Source organism: Sporosarcina sp. FSL K6-3508, from assembly GCF_038615825.1.
In the GTDB taxonomy this organism is placed as follows: Bacteria; Bacillota; Bacilli; order Bacillales_A; family Planococcaceae; genus Sporosarcina; species Sporosarcina newyorkensis.
Genome location: NZ_CP152016.1, coordinates 516,651 through 534,830, shown reverse-complemented (window position 1 = coordinate 534,830; position 18,180 = coordinate 516,651). Strand labels below are relative to the sequence as shown.

Annotated in this window: 22 protein-coding genes; 7 read left to right on the top strand and 15 right to left on the bottom strand. The window is 44.8% G+C overall.

What is annotated here, in order from left to right:
• Positions 1 to 203: 203 nt before the first annotated feature.
• Positions 204 to 722 carry a YwhD family protein gene (locus MKX97_RS02515; protein ID WP_342536872.1) on the bottom strand — a complete coding sequence of 173 codons (519 nt, stop codon included), beginning with the start codon at positions 720 to 722 and terminating at the stop codon, positions 204 to 206.
• A gap of 67 nt (positions 723 to 789) precedes the next feature.
• On the opposite strand from MKX97_RS02515, the gene MKX97_RS02510 reads away from it, so the two are divergent.
• Positions 790 to 975, top strand: a complete 186-nt coding sequence (locus MKX97_RS02510; RefSeq protein ID WP_078817393.1) for a 2-hydroxymuconate tautomerase — start codon at positions 790 to 792, stop codon at positions 973 to 975.
• A 52-nt stretch (positions 976 to 1,027) separates the two neighbouring features.
• On the opposite strand, the gene MKX97_RS02505 is transcribed toward MKX97_RS02510, so the two are convergent.
• Positions 1,028 to 1,534 (bottom strand): YwgA family protein, encoded by a 507-nt coding sequence (locus MKX97_RS02505; RefSeq protein WP_342536871.1) that lies wholly within the window; start codon positions 1,532 to 1,534, stop codon positions 1,028 to 1,030.
• 17 nt (positions 1,535 to 1,551) lie between these two features.
• The gene (locus MKX97_RS02500; RefSeq protein WP_342536870.1) at positions 1,552 to 2,844 is read right to left on the bottom strand and encodes an HD domain-containing protein; all 1,293 of its coding nucleotides are present in this window, start codon (positions 2,842 to 2,844) and stop codon (positions 1,552 to 1,554) included.
• A 1,081-nt stretch (positions 2,845 to 3,925) separates the two neighbouring features.
• On the opposite strand from MKX97_RS02500, the gene MKX97_RS02495 reads away from it, so the two are divergent.
• Entirely contained in the window at positions 3,926 to 4,564 is a 639-nt protein-coding gene (locus MKX97_RS02495; protein WP_221835175.1) for an RsfA family transcriptional regulator, read from the top strand.
• A 21-nt stretch (positions 4,565 to 4,585) separates the two neighbouring features.
• Here MKX97_RS02495 and MKX97_RS02490 read toward each other — a convergent pair whose 3' ends face one another.
• A complete protein-coding gene (locus MKX97_RS02490; RefSeq protein ID WP_342536869.1) occupies positions 4,586 to 5,422 on the bottom strand; it encodes a lipoate--protein ligase family protein in 837 nt (278 codons plus the stop codon).
• Positions 5,423 to 5,489: 67 nt separating this feature from the next.
• A complete protein-coding gene (gene pta, locus MKX97_RS02485) occupies positions 5,490 to 6,461 on the bottom strand; it encodes a phosphate acetyltransferase (RefSeq protein ID WP_342536868.1) in 972 nt (323 codons plus the stop codon).
• A gap of 216 nt (positions 6,462 to 6,677) precedes the next feature.
• Here pta and hemQ point away from each other — a divergent pair, with 216 nt between their 5' ends.
• The 3 genes from hemQ to gerQ all read left to right on the top strand — a co-directional run bounded on the left by hemQ (position 6,678) and on the right by gerQ (position 8,475).
• Positions 6,678 to 7,430, top strand: a complete 753-nt coding sequence (hemQ, locus tag MKX97_RS02480; protein WP_078817399.1) for a hydrogen peroxide-dependent heme synthase — start codon at positions 6,678 to 6,680, stop codon at positions 7,428 to 7,430.
• Between the two features lie 262 nt (positions 7,431 to 7,692).
• The gene (locus tag MKX97_RS02475; RefSeq protein WP_340758179.1) at positions 7,693 to 8,112 is read left to right on the top strand and encodes a cell wall hydrolase; all 420 of its coding nucleotides are present in this window, start codon (positions 7,693 to 7,695) and stop codon (positions 8,110 to 8,112) included.
• A gap of 15 nt (positions 8,113 to 8,127) precedes the next feature.
• Entirely contained in the window at positions 8,128 to 8,475 is a 348-nt protein-coding gene (gerQ, locus tag MKX97_RS02470; protein ID WP_078817401.1) for a spore coat protein GerQ, read from the top strand.
• A 66-nt stretch (positions 8,476 to 8,541) separates the two neighbouring features.
• Here the strand turns inward: gerQ and MKX97_RS02465 are convergent, their stop codons facing one another.
• From MKX97_RS02465 to MKX97_RS02445, 5 genes are all read right to left on the bottom strand, one after another.
• Positions 8,542 to 8,922, bottom strand: coding sequence for a DUF423 domain-containing protein (locus MKX97_RS02465; RefSeq protein WP_340758178.1), 381 nt, complete (start codon positions 8,920 to 8,922; stop codon positions 8,542 to 8,544).
• A 62-nt stretch (positions 8,923 to 8,984) separates the two neighbouring features.
• Positions 8,985 to 9,257: a YwdI family protein gene (locus MKX97_RS02460; RefSeq protein ID WP_342536867.1), complete on the bottom strand. Its 273-nt coding sequence runs from the start codon at positions 9,255 to 9,257 to the stop codon at positions 8,985 to 8,987.
• Positions 9,254 to 9,430: a uracil-DNA glycosylase gene (locus MKX97_RS02455; RefSeq protein WP_078817404.1), complete on the bottom strand. Its 177-nt coding sequence runs from the start codon at positions 9,428 to 9,430 to the stop codon at positions 9,254 to 9,256. The genes MKX97_RS02460 and MKX97_RS02455 overlap by 4 nt, the downstream gene beginning before the upstream one ends.
• Positions 9,431 to 9,445: 15 nt before the next feature.
• Positions 9,446 to 10,144 carry a uracil-DNA glycosylase gene (locus tag MKX97_RS02450; protein ID WP_078817405.1) on the bottom strand — a complete coding sequence of 233 codons (699 nt, stop codon included), beginning with the start codon at positions 10,142 to 10,144 and terminating at the stop codon, positions 9,446 to 9,448.
• Positions 10,144 to 10,899, bottom strand: a complete 756-nt coding sequence (locus MKX97_RS02445) for a DUF4230 domain-containing protein (RefSeq protein ID WP_078817406.1) — start codon at positions 10,897 to 10,899, stop codon at positions 10,144 to 10,146. The genes MKX97_RS02450 and MKX97_RS02445 overlap by 1 nt, the downstream gene beginning before the upstream one ends.
• A gap of 342 nt (positions 10,900 to 11,241) precedes the next feature.
• Here MKX97_RS02445 and MKX97_RS02440 point away from each other — a divergent pair, with 342 nt between their 5' ends.
• Both MKX97_RS02440 and bshB2 read left to right on the top strand, forming a co-directional pair.
• Complete coding sequence (locus MKX97_RS02440) at positions 11,242 to 11,592, top strand: YojF family protein (RefSeq protein ID WP_040758534.1); 351 nt, start codon at positions 11,242 to 11,244, stop codon at positions 11,590 to 11,592.
• Between the two features lie 13 nt (positions 11,593 to 11,605).
• Positions 11,606 to 12,280, top strand: a complete 675-nt coding sequence (bshB2, locus tag MKX97_RS02435) for a bacillithiol biosynthesis deacetylase BshB2 (protein ID WP_078817407.1) — start codon at positions 11,606 to 11,608, stop codon at positions 12,278 to 12,280.
• 208 nt (positions 12,281 to 12,488) lie between these two features.
• Here the strand turns inward: bshB2 and MKX97_RS02430 are convergent, their stop codons facing one another.
• The 5 genes from MKX97_RS02430 to MKX97_RS02410 all read right to left on the bottom strand — a co-directional run bounded on the left by MKX97_RS02430 (position 12,489) and on the right by MKX97_RS02410 (position 18,139).
• Positions 12,489 to 13,583 carry a hypothetical protein gene (locus tag MKX97_RS02430; RefSeq protein ID WP_009766275.1) on the bottom strand — a complete coding sequence of 365 codons (1,095 nt, stop codon included), beginning with the start codon at positions 13,581 to 13,583 and terminating at the stop codon, positions 12,489 to 12,491.
• Positions 13,584 to 13,642: 59 nt separating this feature from the next.
• A complete protein-coding gene (locus tag MKX97_RS02425) occupies positions 13,643 to 14,290 on the bottom strand; it encodes a YitT family protein (protein ID WP_040758537.1) in 648 nt (215 codons plus the stop codon).
• A gap of 72 nt (positions 14,291 to 14,362) precedes the next feature.
• Positions 14,363 to 14,854: a Cys-tRNA(Pro) deacylase gene (ybaK, locus tag MKX97_RS02420; RefSeq protein WP_078817408.1), complete on the bottom strand. Its 492-nt coding sequence runs from the start codon at positions 14,852 to 14,854 to the stop codon at positions 14,363 to 14,365.
• A 226-nt stretch (positions 14,855 to 15,080) separates the two neighbouring features.
• Positions 15,081 to 15,668 (bottom strand): hypothetical protein, encoded by a 588-nt coding sequence (locus tag MKX97_RS02415; RefSeq protein ID WP_342536866.1) that lies wholly within the window; start codon positions 15,666 to 15,668, stop codon positions 15,081 to 15,083.
• 533 nt (positions 15,669 to 16,201) lie between these two features.
• Positions 16,202 to 18,139 (bottom strand): sodium:proton antiporter, encoded by a 1,938-nt coding sequence (locus MKX97_RS02410; protein ID WP_078817409.1) that lies wholly within the window; start codon positions 18,137 to 18,139, stop codon positions 16,202 to 16,204.
• Positions 18,140 to 18,180: the final 41 nt, after the last annotated feature.

Sequence of the window (18,180 nt, the reverse complement as noted above, 5' to 3'; positions counted from 1 at the left end):
ATAAATTCGCCCGCTTGGGTTTTGTGGCTTCCTTACACAATATGAATCTGCAATAGTTGTCCTAGTTTACAGCAGCAAAGCTGTATGTTCAGTTTACTTCCTTTCCAGCAGACATTCAACCTCAAAGAGAGTCCAAAACAAATTGTCACATCTTTGACGTATTTGACTGGACATCTGCCGGTACTATTCCCTTGGTCAACGATTTACTCCGTGCGCAGACCTTCATGCAGTTCCGGTGTGCTGCGTTCCCATAGTTCCATATTATGCGTTTGCAAGAAGTCCGCTAAAATCTTCTTAGAACAGTCATCCATATCATCCACCATTATATGTCGTTTCATTGATTTATCCATACGATTCACATGATCGGCCAGAACTTTATAGCCACGTCTTCTTTCGCGATTGACGACCATTTCACAAGCTGTGACACCAGCGTAATAAGGCCCTTCCTCGCGGTAATCAATTGTTACCCAAACGAGCCAATACGGTTTTCCGCCTTCTGAATCCTCGCGATTGATCGTAAATTTGATTCCTCGTTCTGTATCACTGCGGGCATGCATTGCCCCCATTTCTACTTGCGCGGTGCCTGCTTCCACATCAATAATCACTGGTGAAATATTTTCTAATGACAAAGATCCGATGCCAAATCCTTTATGGCCATCTGTCGGGTCATTTTTAATAATCGTAAAGCCTAACTTCGGCTTGGAGTTTTGCTCACTCGCCATATAAATCTCCCTCCATCTCTGTTATTATATGTACTATACCTGAATTTTCTGCTAAGGAGGAAGCAAAATGCCATTCGTAACAGTAAAAATGTTCGAAGGTCGCACAGATGAACAAAAACGTGCACTTTGTGAAAAAGTAACCGAAGCTGTAGTCGAAACAACCGGTGCACCTTCCGAAAATGTCGTTGTCTACATCGAAGAAATGCCGAAGAACCATATGTCCAAGGGCGGCGTCAGAGCAAGCGACCAATAAATGATACGTTAAAAGGATTCTCATCTCGAGAATCCTTTTTTTCTTTGTCGATTCAGCTCGCAGAACAAGCTTGTAATTCTTCAATAAACGCGAAAGCTTGATCCATTTCTTGATCTGTAAAATTCAATTTGTTTTTCACGATACGCACTTTGGTAATTTGCTCATCTTTGTCCAGCTGATCGAAAAACAACAACGTCGAAACCAATTCGAGAAAACGAGATGACTTGCCATTCAATCGTTCGATACAGTCAGGTAACTGCATTCTCGGCTCCTCTGCCGTGACAAGGAACTTTGACCCTTCATCTGTCACTTGATAGCAATATTGCTTGTATGACCCCTTGTCTTCAAAACGCTCTGCCAGGAAACCCATTTCACATAATTCCTCTACACGCAGCGTCAACTCCTCCGAATACGGACCGTACATATGGAGCTCGTACTTTTCCGCAAACGGGAAGTCCATCTTCTTCAGGATATAAATCATCTTCTGCATTTTCTTGCGGCCATTCACTTCATTCGCCAACGACACAAACTGAACGATTTTTGCATGCTCTTGCAGCAACTCGCGCAACCCCTCTCTTAACCTCGTAACACTTCCAAAATCTTCTCATGCAATAAATTCGACCCATCCATCAAAATGTCTTCGGGATAGTAAATCTTATGGTCTGTCCTTCGTTTACCTGAAATCGCATCGACGACATCGGACATCCGTGACAGTTCCCGCAAATCTCCATTTTTCATTTGCAAATAAATCGGCACGCGCTCATTCTCTTCGCCAGGCCGGTAAAAATCGTAAGGTAAATCGGATGAAGAATCCGTCACTAAATAATACTCCGGATCAAGTCCCGCTTGTTGGAATAATTTCATAAGTTCGCCGATTTTCATATATTGGGAAGCCGGATCGAATTCGGCATATTGAAACAGACGCCGATTGACAAAGCGATCACACAAGTCCGAGAGTATCGGATCTTCCTCTTCCATCCATAGCTGGAAATACGTCAATAACACACTTTCGTCGAGTGCTATGTATTGTTTCAACTTAAATTCCTTCTCGAAGAACGAAATGAAATGTGTGGGCTCTTGAGTAAATGCATACCCTGTTTCGTGCAAGTATCTCGCACGATGCAAAATTTTCATCAAAATGACTTCGGCACTGCGGGAAACCGGATGGAAATACACTTGCCAGTACATTTGATAGCGGCTCATGATGTAATCCTCCACTGCATGCATGCCACTCTCTTTAATGACGACCTGTTCCTCTGTCGGCCGCATGACACGTAAAATGCGCTCCATATCGAAATGACCGTAGGAAACGCCTGTATAATAAGCGTCGCGCTGCAGATAGTCCATCCGATCCGCGTCGATCTGGCTGGATATCAAGCTGACGACAAGTTTATCGGGATAGGTTTTGTTGATGACGTCCGCTACTTTTTGCGGAAAGTCAGGTGATACCCGGCTCAGCACTTCGTGTACCTCTGTCTGACCCAATAAAATTTCCTGTGTGAAGTGTTCGTGGTCCAAATTGAACACTTTTTCGAATGCATGAGAAAACGGACCGTGTCCTAAATCATGCAAAAGGGCCGCACATAGGGTGACGAGTCGTTGTTCTTCATTCCATTCAGCGCGTCCGCTGAAGCCGTCGTCGATGATGCGGCGAACGATTTCATAGACCCCCAGCGAGTGCTGGAAGCGGCTGTGTTCTGCGCCATGGAACACCAAATAAGTCGTGCCGAGTTGGCGGATTCTGCGCAGCCGTTGGAATTCACGCGTGTTGATGACGTCCCAGATTACGCGGTCACGAACGTGTATGTAGCGATGCACCGGATCTTTGAAGACTTTCTCTTCCGGCAGTTTTTCATTTTCGTACGCCATGTCGTCACCTCATCCTTCATTCTTTCCAGTATAGCAAAAAACGACGAAAGGTGACATAGACTCAATGGCGGATTTTAGATCAATTTCTGTGCGTTGTGTTCCTACGACGTGTAAAAGATTGGTGTGTGGCTGGCAGGAGTGACGTTACTGAATATACTGCGGCGCTGGCGAATGGTGATTGTAAGCAGGTGATATACCTTCTAGCAAAACCATTTTGTGAGACTTACCAGATACTAAGTCGAGAATAAAGTAATGTCACTGAACACACTTCGGCGCTGGCGGATGGCTCCCGCCATAAGCCAGTCAGGAAGGTCGCCTGCCTGTCTCATCGCTCCGCCTACCGCTTGTAAGGCGCCTTCGTTTGATGAGTAGAAGGAATAGGTAATCTGTTTTTACAAAAGCTAGCTCTGACTACTAAGTAGTTACTCGCACAGGCTTCGAGACAATCAATAAAGTGTTGTCATTATACACAATTCCGTACTTACGAATGCCGATTTTTTCTATTTTAAATACCACACTCATATATCCCAACCGCGCCAGCGGAGCCGCAACTGCGGGGTCGGCCGTAGCCATAAGACAGCTAGCACGCCCTTCGCTAGCTGGCTTATGGCGGGAGGCAATCCCCCAGCGGCGAAGCGGTCAATGTGCAACCCTTTATCTGTCTTGGATATATTAAAAGTTCGAGCGACGAGACAGACTATAACTAAATGATGTTGCTAAACTTACTTCAACGCTTGCAGAAATCATTTTTTCCTTTTAAAACACCACACTCATTTTTCCCCACCACACCAGCGGAGCCGCAACTGCGGGGTCGGCCGTAGCCGTAAGACAGCTAGCACGCCTTTCGCTAGCTGGCTTATGGCGGGAGGCAATCCCCCAGCGGCGAAGCGGTGACAATGTGCAACCCTTTCTATATACGAAGTCCAAAACAAGTCGAGCAACGACCCAAAACCCTCTCAAAACGGCGCTTTCCGCTTTTGCACAATACAAATTTCATAGAATTTTGTGAGTCTCTGAATAAATGTTTCGTTGTCTGTCCATAATGGCAGTAGAAAGAGAGTACAAGACAGGAGGCATGGAGATGGTGAAAGTTAGACAAGATGCATGGTTGGAGCAAGATGACGAGCTGTTGGCAGAGACGGTGCTTAGACATGTAAGAGAAGGAAGTACGCAATTGAGCGCGTTCGAGGAAGTTGGGGACGCACTAAACAGGACGGCAGCGGCATGTGGCTTTAGATGGAATGCGGTTGTGCGAAGAGAATACGAGGGTGAGTTGGCAGAAGCGAAGAAAGAGAGAAAACAGACGCTGCGTGTGCTAGGTACAGATTTTAAAAGACGCAACCAGCAAATGTACAGCTCAGAAGCAGGAGCAGAAGGCCAAGAAAAAATTCAAGTTCCGCTTTCCGCTTTATCGCTTGATACTGTAATCGCGTATTTGATTCGCATGCATCATAACGGCGGTGCCGACACAGACGCACTTCGCTGGAAACAGACGGCAAAAACTGCGACAGAACAGTTAAAAGCAATGGAAGCAGAATTGGAAGGATTGAAAAAAGAGAATCGTACATTAAAAGACGATTACGAACAATTCGTCCAAATCATGAATCGTGCGCGCAGACTCATTGCGCTCAACGAAGAAAACGAGCATGTGGCGCCAATCTTCACGATGGAGCCTAATGGCAATCTAGTGTCATCAAAAGAGCCACCAATCAGTCATTGATTGGTAGCTCTTTTTTCTGTTTCAAGACAACATTTTTTTATTCCGATCCCAAACGCGCTGCAAATAAAAACCGTACAAATCGAGTTCTTCATCCGTTAATCCGCCATGCTGTACATCATCGGTCAAGGATCTCAACAACAATTGCAGACGAATGACTACTTCATTAACCGTCAACTGAGTACCGAGAATTTCCGATAGAGACGCCATCACATCCGGCTGGATATCAGGATAACTGAATTTTGTCGGCTGCCCTTGCAATCCGATTTCATAGAGTTCCCGGATCACCTTCGCCCGTTCTGCTCCGCTTCCTTCTATGCACAGGTACACTTGCACAGCCACACCTGAGCGCAAACGCCGCTGCGAGATACCGGCGAACTTCTTACCATCGACACTCAAGTCATAAGAGCCAGGACAATACGAACCGACGATTTCATAGGCTTTAATCTGCTCGCCTAATTCAGGGAACAGTAGTTTTACAAAAGCAAGCATTGCCTCATAGCCTACCGGAATATCGATTGCGGACTTTTCCTCAGAAAAAATCAATGAAACATTCAGTACACCTTCGTCGAGTACCACTGTCAGACCGCCAGAATTACGTACGATCGCTTGGTACCCATTCTGTTCAATTCCTTCAATTGCTTGCTGAATAAAAGGCATGCGATGATCTTGTATGCCTAACACAATCGTTCGATCATGCACCCATGTCCGAACGACTGGCACACTTTTCTGCTGGCCTACCAATTGGCACAATGCATCATCCATCGCAAAAGATTCCAGCGCAGATCTACTGCGCGCCGTGATGGATTCGTCAATGAAACGCCAAGCAGATTGATTCAATAAATTTTTATATTGTGACATGTCCAGTTCTCCCACTGTTGTTCATCTAATATGTATGTAGACGTTTCACAATCTTGGCTTTTGCGGTTTATAAGCTTTGCGCTGCTGTAATAAGTGATAATTTGTAAACATCTTCCGCAGAACAGCCGCGTGACAGATCATTTACAGGCCCATTCAAGCCTTGCAATATCGGTCCGATCGCTTCATATCCACCTAAACGTTCCGTCAACTTATATCCGATATTTCCCGCATCCAATGTCGGGAAGATAAAGACATTCGCATCGCCTTTAATAACGGATTCGGGTGCTTTCTTCGCCGCCACACTTGGAACATAAGCCGCGTCAAATTGGAATTCACCGTCAATCAGCAATTCAGGTGCCATTTCTTGTGCAATCTTCGCCGCTTCAACCACTTTTTCAGTTTCTTCCGTCACGGCAGAACCTTTTGTCGAGAAGGATAGCATCGCAACTCGTGGATCGATACCGAATGCTTTTGCGGTTTTTGTACTTTCCACTGCAATTTCAGCCAATTCATTCGCTGAAGGATTCACTGTGATTGCACAATCTGCGAAAATCAAACGCTGTTCTTCCTTCATCATAATGAACGCGCCGCTTGTCTTCGTTATACCAGGTTTCGTTTTAATGATTTGCAAAGCCGGGCGTACCGTATCCGCTGTCGAATGGGCTGCACCACTCACTAAGCCGTCTACACGTCCTGTATAGATTAACATAGTTCCAAAATAGTTTACATCCTTCACTTGCTCACGTGCTTGCTCAAGCGTTGCTTTCCCGCCGCGGCGCTCCATGAACTTTTCGACCAGCTCATCAAAATAGGAAGCGCTTGCAGGATTGATTAGCTCTATTTCGCTAATGTCGAAACCGCCTTCTTCTGCCGCTTTCCCGACCGCCTCTTCATCGCCCAGTAATAACGGTTTCACGATACCTTCTTGTTGAAGATGTACAGCTGCTTCAAGTATCCTAACGTCTTCCCCTTCCGGCAATACAATTGTCTTTCCCTTTCCTTCCAATCGCTCTCGAATTCCATCAAAAAGATCTGCCATGTGTAAGCCCCACTTTCTGTTATATTTTCCTATTCATCATACCTGAATTAATTGTAGAATTCACTACTACTTACGAAAATTTCAGACATTTTTGTGTGCAGGCACAATTTTGTCATACCTTCGGAGTTACCACCATCTTAATTCTTACTGTCTAAAGTCTGTTTATGCTACACTTGAATGAGAAAACATTTTGTAGTTAAAGGAGACTGAATTCAAGTGAATGAAGCAGCAATTACATTAGACGGTTGGTATGTACTTCATGATTTTCGAACAATGGACTGGGCTTCTTGGAAGTTAATTTCAAAAGAAGAACGTCAAGCAGCAGTCAATGAATTCTTAGCCTATTTGGAGCGTCTGCAACAGGCAGATGAAGCGAAAACAGGCAGTCACGCGTTTTATACAGTCGTTGGGCAAAAAGCCGATTTCATGCTCATGACATTACGTCCGACAATGGATGAATTACAGCAGCTTGAAGCAGAATTCAATAAACTAACGATTGCAGATTACACAATCCCGGCTTACTCTTACGTATCTGTTGTAGAGTTATCAAATTACCTAGCTGGCGAATCAGATGAAGACCCGTATCAAAATCCATATGTGCGCGGCCGTTTGTATCCTGAACTGCCACGCAGTCAATATGTATGTTTCTACCCGATGGATAAGAAACGCGAAGGCGACGATAACTGGTACATGCTCAATATGGATGATCGCAAAAGCTTAATGCGCAGCCATGGCATGATCGGTCGCGGCTACGCTGGAAAAGTGAAGCAAATCATTTCCGGTTCTGTCGGTTTTGACGATTACGAATGGGGCGTCACACTATTCTCCGATGACGTGCTGCAATTCAAGAAACTCGTCTATGAAATGCGTTTTGACGAAGTGAGCGCGCGTTACGGCGTGTTTGGTTCATTCTTTATCGGTACGATTCTAGAAGATGACAAACGAGCTGCATTTTTTGAAGTGAAATAAGAGAGCAATCAGGGCTGTCCGGAACATCATTGCAAAATGATGCCCTGGGCAGCTTTTGTTCTTTTATTACATCACTTGTCTGTCCACGATCATAAGGCCGCACCAAGCCGCTCATAAAGCTGTTTGTCCCTCTCGCGTCTGATGACTAACCCCTTTCTGTCGACTGGAATCGAGCATTACCCAATACACTAGAAATCCCCGTCCAATTTTTTGTCATGCCTTGCTTCTTCCGTACATAGGATACAAGCAAGGGGGTTTTGCTTTGGCTGTCATCGCGACAAATGCAAAAGGAATCGATTTGCTCGCTCGTTTAATGCGTGCGGAAGCGGAAGGCGAAGGTGAATTGGGGATGCTCATGGTTGGAAACGTTGGTGTCAATCGTGTGCGTGCCAATTGTCTGGATTTTAAAGGCATTCGTTCGCTCGATGATATGGTATACCAACGACCTGGAGGGTTCGAGGCCACTACGAAAAGTTATTTTTATCAGCGTGCGCGGGAACGTGATCGCAAACTAGCGAAACGCACGATCGATGGAGAACGTTTCCACCCAGCCCAACGCTCCCTGTGGTTTTTCATGCCAACCGGAGACTGCCCAGCCCAATGGTACAACCAGTGGAATACCGGTCGCTTCAAATCGCACTGTTTCTACTCCCCGACGGAACAAGACTGCCCACTCATTTAGAGAAAGGATGTTGAAATGGTTCAATATTATTGGAATCCCGGCTATGGTCAACAACAAATGATGCCGCCACAAGTGACCATCCCAAGCGGCAGACCAAACACGCCTCCATTCAGAGAGGAATCGTACATCGAAAATATTTTGAGGTTAAACAGAGGGAAACCTGGTGTCTTTCATTTTTCATTCGAGAATGCCGTAAATGCTGGCGAGAATACAATAGCCGTCAACGGATTGGTCGAGGCGGCCGGACGAGATCACGTGATCCTCAGTGAGACGAACACGGGACGCCGTTACTTATTCCCAATGATCTACTTTGATTATGCAGAATTCGATGAGGAATTGAATTACTTTGATCAAACACCGTAAGTCCATGTGAAAACAACCGCTCATTGCCTATGCAATGAGCGGTTGTTTTCATATTGAAGAAAAACTTCAGTTTCCGAACTTAATTGCAGCTAAAATCAGCATGATCCAGCCAACGATGAACGCCACGCCGCCAATTGGCGTGATTGCACCTAAAATACCGACTCCCGATAAGCTAAGCGCGTAAAGACTGCCTGAAAAAATGATAATACCTGCAAGCAGTAAATAACCAGCCCATGTTAATTGGGTTGATGGTCCAAGCAATGTGCTGCTCATCAAAATGCCCACTGCCAGCAATCCGATGGCATGAAACATTTGATACTGAACAGCAGTTTCCCAAACGGCCAAATAATGTTCAGATAGACGATCTTTCAAAGCATGGGCACCAAACGCCCCGAATGCCACTGCGATGGCGGCATTGATGGCCCCTGCTATAATAAAAAATGGCATGATAATTCCTTCTTTCTCGCAACTTGTCAATAACTTACTATACTATATTCTACCATATTCATTCAAAAATCAAACAACGACTCCCCATTTGCGTCTTCTTCACGCAGTGGTTGTTCTTGTAATGTGGAAATCATCTTGGTTGTTGAAGGCGCGCTATCAAAAGATGCTACAGGAATAGTGGGTGTGTTAATAGCTGATGCATTGTCGCTCAGCAGTACATTACATAATGCCCGCACAGCATAGACCGCTTCTCTGCGCGTTTGTTCATTTGCCGCATGTTTAGCCAAACGGACTTGCTGCTCCATTTCCTTCAGCAGTTGGTCAGATGAAATCATCGGAATCTCGCTCCCTTTTTCGGTTCAAACTTCAAGCACTCCATACCTGACGAGCGCTTGACAACGATAGATGGCAACATTTTGGTCTTAAATCCATATGCTTTACAACCTCGCGGATTCGCTGGGTCCCATGTCGTGTAGAAATATTGACACTCAAAGCAGTTGACCGCCATTATACCACTTCCTTTCTATCTGTTTAACTGTTCTGCTGATGTTTTGGACCAATCAATCGGTTGGTCCCCCCATTTCCGCAAATAGTCATTCGCCTGAGAAAACGGCCGGCTGCCGAAAAATCCGCGTGCTGCGCTGAATGGGCTTGGATGTACGGATTCAATGATCGCATGCCGCCTGCGGTTAATCAAAGCCTTTTTTTCTTGTGCATGTCGCCCCCATAAAATGAAGACAATCGGTTCCCTGCGCAGAGACAATTTACGGATCACTTCATCTGTAAACAGTTCCCACCCCTTCCCGCGATGAGAAGCAGCTGCGCCTTCACGCACCGTCAATGCTGTATTTAACAAAAGTACGCCTTGTTTAGCCCAACCTGTCAACGTGCCGCTGTCAGGGATAGGAACGCCGATATCCGTTGACAACTCCTTGAAAATGTTGCGAAGACTAGGTGGAACCTTAACGCCAGGCTGGACAGAGAAACTCAACCCTTGTGCTTGATTCGGACCATGATAAGGATCTTGCCCCAATATGACGACGCGAACGTCATGATAGGACGTTAACTCAAAAGCGGTCCACATATCTTGCATTTGCGGATAAATAACATGTGTAGCATATTCCGATTGCAAAAATTTCCGTAGCGTTTGATAATACGGCTTATTAAACTCATCCTTCAGCACCGTATCCCAATCATTGTGGAATTTAGGTTGCATCTGCATCACTCCTCAAATTCAATCTCCAACTCATAACCCGCGAATGAAAACATATCTTTCAATGTTTTCTCAGCATTGCGCTCAGCCGTCTGTAGGACGCCTTGTTCAGATGCTTCTTCCAGGATCAAGTTCTTCGCCTCGTTAGCAAGTTCGTATCCTTCTTCTATATCCGCTTTTCCGCGAAATAATCCTGCTACCGAATAAACTTCTACTTGGTCGAAGAAGATTTCTGCTCCTCCAAGAAATTCAGCTGCCGGTACAGTTAAACGAGCTGTCTTCTCGTTTTCATCTATTTTCAAATTATTTTCAGTTATGCCACTGAGGTCAATCCCTGCTTTCACAGATCCGGGGATGACGACCAGTAGATTTCTTTTTGTGCCCGGTAAGTTGACGCCGATGCTTTGGCCGAATAATTCATTGTCTGTACGTTCTACCAATACTTTCGTGTAAGCTTCGGCTGTCGTCAGTTCTTGCAGTTCTTGTACCTGTTCGACGAAAGCACCTTTTTGTTCGGTAAAAGTGGAGCCAAGTTTTATTAGATAGAAGCCGGCGATCGGCAGGATAATGATAGCGGCAACGAGCAGTAGGATGAGGGAGAGGTAGGTTTTTCTCCAAGAGGACCATAGAGTTAGTCCCAGTTTCCAGAATCCTGTTTTGCGCTTGCGTTTAGGCTTCTTTATTTCATCGACCGTGACGGCTGATTGAGCTTCCGCCAGTTCGATTTCTTTTTTCTGTCGCCCAGATGAATCATGCTTGCTCATGGTTCACGACCTTTCTTTATAATAAAGTGAGATAGGGCGTCTCACTAGCAGACAAAATACCTGATAAATCTACAACTATTTGTACGTTTCACAAGGTAATAAGTTTCATTGGCTGCTAATGTAATTCTATGGAATTTCATGTAATCGGGAGGTTTAGCAATAGGCTTCATTTAAATAAGTTTAGGAAAATTGCACTCAAATTTTTTGTGAGCCATCTAATCGCATTCAAACGAGACTTTCTATATACTGATACTAGATGGACTGCAGACAAATCATTGCACATAATTTGTGCAGTCATTTGTCTGCAGTTCGTGAATTACCGCGCTACATAGGAGGATGGGTATGCAAACTGTTGAAGTAAATCATTTGCAGGAGTTACTGGACTCCTTTGCTAATAAGGACGTATACATTCATTTGGAGACGACAAATGGATCGTATGCTTCTCATTTTCAAGAAGGTTTTTTTAATGCGGGGGCCTTTATCCGCAATATCGTGATTCGCTACGAACTTGGAAAAGTTGCGGGCGACTCCCCTCACCGCATCGGACTAAAATTGCCGAGTGGCTGGATTTACGCACAAGGTATCACACATTATACGATGGATGAGCATGATCGTTTATTGATGGCGGGTCTGGGACCTGACGGCAAACTTGCCGTTGCGCTTGAGATTAGCGAAACGCCATTTGCTTATTAAGAAGGGAGATTTTTTGATGTTGCAGAAAGAACGACATGTATTGGTCATTTTCCCTCACCCTGACGATGAAGCGTTTGGCGTGTCGGGAACGATTTCAAAATATATTGAGATGGGCGTGCCTGTTACATATGCCTGTCTGACACTCGGTGAAATGGGGCGGAATTTAGGGAACCCTCCATTTGCCAACCGCGAAACGCTGCCGCAAGTCCGCAAGCAAGAATTATTGGATGCTTGTGCGGCTATGGGACTGACGGATTTGCGGATGATGGGATTACGTGACAAAACGGTTGAATTCGAGGATCCTGAAAAACTGATCAAGATGATGACCGATTTGATTGAGGAATTAAACCCTTCTCTCGTTATCACATTCCACCCTCAATTAGCTGTGCATCCGGATCACAATGCTACAGGTCTGGCTGTCGTGGATGCTGTGAGGCGGATTCCTGAAGCGAAGCGCCCTACGTTATATGTCAAGGCGTTCGACAATGATACGGTCGAGAAAATCGGTGAACCAGACGTAATTCACCATACTGCTGATATGCGGGAAAAGAAAATCGCTACTTTGCGAGCGCATGCTTCCCAAACTATTTGGATGCTTCCCGATATGGAAAAGCGTTGGGCTGAAGATGATGAAGAAGCACTCGATTGGCTTCACAACGAAGCCTTTTATACGTATAAATTCGACTAAAAAAACCGCAGAAGTTCTGCGGTTTTTTTGCAATGAGATGGATTACAGAAGTAGCATTGGCGCGGTAGTATCGTGGATTGGTTCGGTGCCTGTCGTTTTTGGTTCGGCATGGGGCAATTTTGGTGCGTTCGGAGATTCATTTCGCTCGCTAATCTGCTCGATTGGTGCGGTGGTATAAATATTTGGTGCGTTACTTTCATGGAATATGTTAATTCCCATCCATCGCTTTAATCAGCGCATAAAGACTTTTTAATTTCCCCTCAAACTCTTCAATGTTTAACGTACGGTCCATCTGTACTCTGGCGCTGTTCTGTGCTTTCATGGCTGTTTGCATATAGCCTCCAGCGTCTGCGATCTTCTCTTGATAACGATAGCGGATATCTTCAATTTCTTTCTCAATCTTCTCATCCTCCGCGCATAACGAAACAATATCCACTAATTCGTCGCGAGGACTTTCAGCATCATAGGCATGCGGTTTTGTTGCATCGAAAAGACAAATGGACAGCTCAGGGAATAGGACCAGATCGATACTCGCCGGATCAAGACCACACCAGCCGTAGAGCACATCTATTCCCCTTTTTTCTGCCTCTTCGCCAAGCGCGCGCATCATCGTCGACTTCCCTGTACCTGGTAAACCTTTGATCAGCAATCGACGCCGCATTCGCTTCGTAATCGACGGTATGAAATCGTGCGCCTTGCCAGCGGATAATGAGCCCACGATACGATGGGATATATGCGCTTCTTTTGCCAGTTCAATCGTTCCGAAAATTTCATCCTTCAATTCTTCCGTTATTTCTGTGAGGCGTTCCCAATCCATTCGTTGAATATTGGCCACTTCCCACTCATCATGGATCGCTTTTGCTTCTCTCAGTGCAACCAAAGACTTTTCAAAGCTGCTTTTTCCCTCTTTCAGCAAATTGCCCACTTCACCGTGCTGTTGGAAAAGGTGTTCTTGATGGTAGACATCATAAAAGCAGAATACTTTATGACGCCCGCCTAAATCCACCGGTTCAAATGAAATTGGATGAGATGCTTGCAAGATTAATAAACTTAATTCTTTTACAAAGATCGCATCCGTTTTATCCACATGTCCCGGATTCATGAAACGATCTACGGCATGGCCTCTTTTAACAAAATAGATAGCTAAATCATTCAATGCTTGGGATAAGGAGTGGGTAGGCAGACATTTCAGGAAAATGGTCTTCCTGGATTCCTCCATAAGCTCCCCGTATTTATGCACGATGCCTTCTCCTGTATACGCCGTTCCCATGTATTCTGTAATATGCCCGTATATGCTAACCATCCTTTCTTTCGTCCTTTCATTCTATGTTTAAGCATAAAAAAAAAGCACAGCGTCTCCGCTTATGCTCCCTTGTAATGCCATAATACTTTTTCGTCCTCTTGATCTGTTATCTTCAATAATATCTCACGGCACTGTGGCAGGGCGATTTGTATAAGCTGTCCGCAAAACAGCACGACCAGCAACGTACCGACCCCAACCGGACCACCAAGTAAAAAGCCGACCAATGTCACTGTCGCTTCGATTCCTGAACGCACCAATCGAAGACTCCAGCCAAATTTCTCGACGAATAATAACATTAAACTGTCCCGCGGTCCCGCTCCAAGATTTGGAGAGACATAGATCCCTACGCCATATGACAGAACCAATACACCTAGCACAAAACTAATGATTTGCGCAGTCAGTGACGTCAGATCGGGCAATAGCCAATTGAAAAAGTCGATAAATAACCCAATCATCATCATATTTAACCAAGTTCCCCATCTAGGCCACTGTCTAAGAACCAATGAGGTAACCGTAACAATTATAAATCCTGTGATGATACTCCAAGAACCGATCGTCAAACCAATATTTTGGAACAGCCCAACATGCAAAACATCCCAAGGACCGATTCCGAGACGCTGTCCTTTTATTGTAAGTGATATACCAAGAGACATGATCATCATTCCACCGATGAAGAAAATCCATCTCCAAGCTAATAAATTGCGCATATACATTCTTCTTTCCTTAGTTGTTACAATCTCTCTCTATCTATTGTAACAGAAAAGCCTCGAAATGTTACTTCAATCTTTGACCACATTCACAAACTGGGCCCTTGTCACTTGCGCTAAGTCACTCGGAGTAAGTTTCATCTGCAAGCCGACTTTACCGGCGCTGACATACAGGTAGTCAAGGATTTGTGCCTGCTGGTCAATAAATGTCGGGAATTCCTTTTTCATGCCGACTGGTGAGCAGCCCCCTTTTACGTAGCCTGTTTCTTTCGTTAGCTCTTTCATCGGCAGCATGTCTATTTTTTTGAAGCCGGCTGCTTTTGCGGCTTTTTTCAAGTCAAGTTCGTCGGATACTGGAATGATGAATACGAGCAAGTCTGTTTTGCTAGCCATGGCGACAAGTGTTTTGTAGACGTGTTCCGCAGGTTCGTTGGTTTTACTCGCTACGGAAAGTCCGTCGTTGTGACCGTCTGCTATTTCATAGCTGCGAGTTTCATATTGAATCTGTTCACTTTCAATAATGCGGATTGCATTGGTTTTGATAGATTTGTTTTTCTTTGCCAAGTTCTCGTCTCCTTTTTCGCATAAATCAGCTTTAACACCGTTGATTTCTGTTCCAGATGAGCGCTTTCTGTGAGGCTTGGGATGAGCCCACTGGATTCGCCCACCTTCGACCCCAATTAACTAGAGACGCTGTAAATCCAAAAAGCCCATTTCACTAAGTTTTAGCAAAATAGGCTCCAGTTTAGACATAGCTTTTCAATAACAATGACACAACCGGTTTTTCCAATCAAACACTGATATTCATGGCTGGCGATTCAATTTGGTAGTGGTTGATTTTCGCCTGGTTTTGGAGACTGTAGGCGGAGAATGCGTTGTCGTAACGTTTTTGGATGTGATCCGCTCCTGTGTCGGTCATGACTTCTAAAGGCGTAAACAAAGCATTCGAAGCTGACATTTGGTCGCGAATAGTTTTAGCACGGTTGTGCAAGGCCAGTTGCAATTCTGCCTGGGCAATTTTTGCTGAAGCCTTACTGCCGAGTTGGTAATCTGCTGTCGTAGGTTCTGGCACAGAATATGCTTCTCTTCGAACATCACGCCATAGGTCAATTGTTTCTTCTAAATTGTTTCCAAGCGGGATGGCAATATTCTTTACTTGGCCGGCATCAAGTTTTTGGAATCTCGATTTTTCTTCCGACGCTTGTTCTACAGGTTCTTGTACTCCGCGTAACAGCACTTCTAGATCTTCTTTTGTTTTATTTGTGTGTTCGCGAAACTCGGATTGCCGTTCATAGGCATTTTCAGCATTCCTTCTGCGGACTGCATCGTATCGTTGCAGTTGTTCGGCAGCGCTTGCAAATCCCATTACAGCATTCATAGCATTCACCTCCGTTTTAAAATTTTCGTTCAGGATTTTTACTTACTATTTTACGCAAAGTCATTTAATTAACCAATCCATCTAAAGAACGCATTCTTAATTATCAATTATTTCATACTGACTTGACATAGTCTTTTTTATTCTGAATCATCCTCATCGAACAGGTTAAAATTACTAGTCTTTGCAGTTCTCATTTCGGGTAGATACCCTTATAAATGGAAAGACAAACCTGCTATATATATCGAAATAAATAACTTACGATCAAAGTAAAACGTTAAATCCGTTGATTTCCGTTGCAGGTGAACGCTTTCCACGGGGCTCGCGGTGAGCTAATCCCGCAGGAAAAGCCGTAACGTAGAACAGCTTTTACGATCAAAAGCATAGTGTTGAAAGCATATCTTTGAATGATCATTAATTTGATATCGGCTGTAAATTTAGTCATTAAAAAACTGCACCTCCAATTGTTAGATTGTGTCTAACAATTGGGGTGCAGTTCAGTTAGGCGTACTTTTTAACATTCTACCAAGGAAGCATCACTCCGCAGTCTTGCTGATTTTTGGCGGAGCTTCTCCTGGGATAGCAGGTTTTTCATTCGTCGGTTCTTCTGAAAACTTAGTTTCAACCATCTCTTTTTTTACGTTGGATTTGCCGTCTTTTCCTTCAAGACGATCAATCGTCCGTTCGATCGTTTTATTCGGTGTGGATAACGTGACGATGGTATCTCCAGTTTGTGCTTGCAACTCTTTCTCTGCAGTGTAAAACTCTAGCTCACCATCAGCCCGCATGATATACAGTAAAATGGATTGGTCATCCCTCTCCCGCAAGTACTGCGTGTAACTGTATTGATTCGTTAATAACGTTTTACGGAAAACAAAGCCTGAGGTCATGCGCTCTTCTAATTCGTTGATCGATAAATTGGGTGTGAACAGAAACTGGCCGGTCGTTAAATTGAACTGCTGTCCTGCACTGCGTTTATGCGTGGACGTTTGGAACAGTAAGTCACGCCCGAGATCTGGAGTGAAGTCTGCGCATACATGAGAATTGTAGACGTCCACTTTAGTCATCGCCAATATATACCGATACGGCGTCAAGTCCAAATGGTAGCCGGTATGCTCCGATAAAATATCTCCCATATAGGTCGGGAGACCGATTTTTCGGGCATTGGACAAGCCGCCCCAAGAATCTTCGACAACCAGCACTTGGTGTTCCGCCTCCTGAATGTTCTTGGCAAGTTCCGCTACGAAACGAGAACTTCCGATGAGCACAACGCCAGATTCTTCCGGTGTCGTCAAGTTCAACTTCTTGGCTAACCAGCCAATTGAAAAACCGTGCACGACAACAGTAGAAAATACGAGCGCGAATGTCAACGCCGTCAGTAGTTCGGCATCCTCGTAGCCGTTATCCAGCAAAATGGTCGCAAAATAACCGGACACCGTTAAGGCGACAATTCCTCTAGGAGCAATCCAACCGATCAGCGTCCGCTCCCGATTCGTTAGATCCGTACCGATCGTTGACAACCAAATCGATAGTGGTCGGACAATAAATAACATTGCCAGTACATAAAGCACGATCTTCGGATTCAAAATTTCAATTAAAATATGCGGATCAAGGGAGGCGGTCAACATGACGAAAATTCCGGAGATGAGCAATACGGAGATATTCTCTTTGAAATGCCGGATATCCTGCAAGGTCGTCAGTCGCATATTCGCCATCGTCATCCCCATTGCTGTTACAGCCAGCAAGCCCGTCTCGTGCATAATTTCATCAGAAAGCACAAAGACAAACAGCACGAGGCCGAATAAAATCGGTGCTTTTAAATATTCTGGAATCCTGCCTTTTTCAAACGCTGATCCTAACAAGCGGCTCGTTCCCCATCCAAGGAAGACCGAAAATAGTGAAGCTCCGACGAAGAGCATCATCGCTTTTGCTGTCACTTCATCATTGATAAATTTTATAGTTTCAAATGCGAAAACAGCGAGTAACGCACCAAATGGATCTACTACAATACCTTCCCATTTCAAAATCGCTGCAGGACGGGGTTTCAACCGAGCCTGCCTGAGTAAAGGCAAAATGACAGTAGGACCCGTGACGATGAACAAACCACCGATAATGAAGGCCACTTCCCACGAAAGTCCCGCGATATAATGCGCTGCCAATGAGCCTGCAATCCAGGCAATGAATGCGCCAATCGTTACGATTCGCGCAACCGGCCGCCCAAACCCTTTAATTTCCTTAAAGTCCAGATTCAAACTGCCTTCAAATAAAATAATAGCAACTGCAAATGTAATGATCGGTCCATACAAGTCACCCATCGATTGCTGGGGATTGATCCATCCGAAAATCGGTCCGACCAGCAAACCGGCAATCGCCATAACTACAATTGCAGGCATCCTTGTACGCCATGCCACCCACTGGGACCCTACACCAATCAATACGACAAACATTAAATCCATCAACAATGAATTAAACATGCAAGGGTCTCCTCCTTCCTTATCTAGCAAGTAAATTCCAC

Excerpts from the sequence above, each read along its gene's own strand:
- MKX97_RS02515 (WP_342536872.1), bottom strand. The coding sequence starts at position 722 with ATGGCGAGTGAGCAAAACTCCAAGCCGAAGTTAGGCTTTACGATTATT.
- MKX97_RS02510 (WP_078817393.1), top strand. The coding sequence starts at position 790 with ATGCCATTCGTAACAGTAAAAATGTTCGAAGGTCGCACAGATGAACAA.
- MKX97_RS02500 (WP_342536870.1), bottom strand. The coding sequence starts at position 2,844 with ATGGCGTACGAAAATGAAAAACTGCCGGAAGAGAAAGTCTTCAAAGAT.
- MKX97_RS02495 (WP_221835175.1), top strand. The coding sequence starts at position 3,926 with ATGGTGAAAGTTAGACAAGATGCATGGTTGGAGCAAGATGACGAGCTG.
- MKX97_RS02490 (WP_342536869.1), bottom strand. The coding sequence starts at position 5,422 with ATGTCACAATATAAAAATTTATTGAATCAATCTGCTTGGCGTTTCATT.
- pta (WP_342536868.1), bottom strand. The coding sequence starts at position 6,461 with ATGGCAGATCTTTTTGATGGAATTCGAGAGCGATTGGAAGGAAAGGGA.
- gerQ (WP_078817401.1), top strand. The coding sequence starts at position 8,128 with ATGGTTCAATATTATTGGAATCCCGGCTATGGTCAACAACAAATGATG.
- MKX97_RS02465 (WP_340758178.1), bottom strand. The coding sequence starts at position 8,922 with ATGCCATTTTTTATTATAGCAGGGGCCATCAATGCCGCCATCGCAGTG.
- MKX97_RS02460 (WP_342536867.1), bottom strand. The coding sequence starts at position 9,257 with ATGATTTCATCTGACCAACTGCTGAAGGAAATGGAGCAGCAAGTCCGT.
- MKX97_RS02455 (WP_078817404.1), bottom strand. The coding sequence starts at position 9,430 with ATGGCGGTCAACTGCTTTGAGTGTCAATATTTCTACACGACATGGGAC.
- MKX97_RS02450 (WP_078817405.1), bottom strand. The coding sequence starts at position 10,144 with ATGCAGATGCAACCTAAATTCCACAATGATTGGGATACGGTGCTGAAG.
- MKX97_RS02445 (WP_078817406.1), bottom strand. The coding sequence starts at position 10,899 with ATGAGCAAGCATGATTCATCTGGGCGACAGAAAAAAGAAATCGAACTG.
- MKX97_RS02440 (WP_040758534.1), top strand. The coding sequence starts at position 11,242 with ATGCAAACTGTTGAAGTAAATCATTTGCAGGAGTTACTGGACTCCTTT.
- MKX97_RS02430 (WP_009766275.1), bottom strand. The coding sequence starts at position 13,583 with ATGGTTAGCATATACGGGCATATTACAGAATACATGGGAACGGCGTAT.
- MKX97_RS02425 (WP_040758537.1), bottom strand. The coding sequence starts at position 14,290 with ATGCGCAATTTATTAGCTTGGAGATGGATTTTCTTCATCGGTGGAATG.
- MKX97_RS02415 (WP_342536866.1), bottom strand. The coding sequence starts at position 15,668 with ATGAATGCTGTAATGGGATTTGCAAGCGCTGCCGAACAACTGCAACGA.
- MKX97_RS02410 (WP_078817409.1), bottom strand. The coding sequence starts at position 18,139 with ATGTTTAATTCATTGTTGATGGATTTAATGTTTGTCGTATTGATTGGT.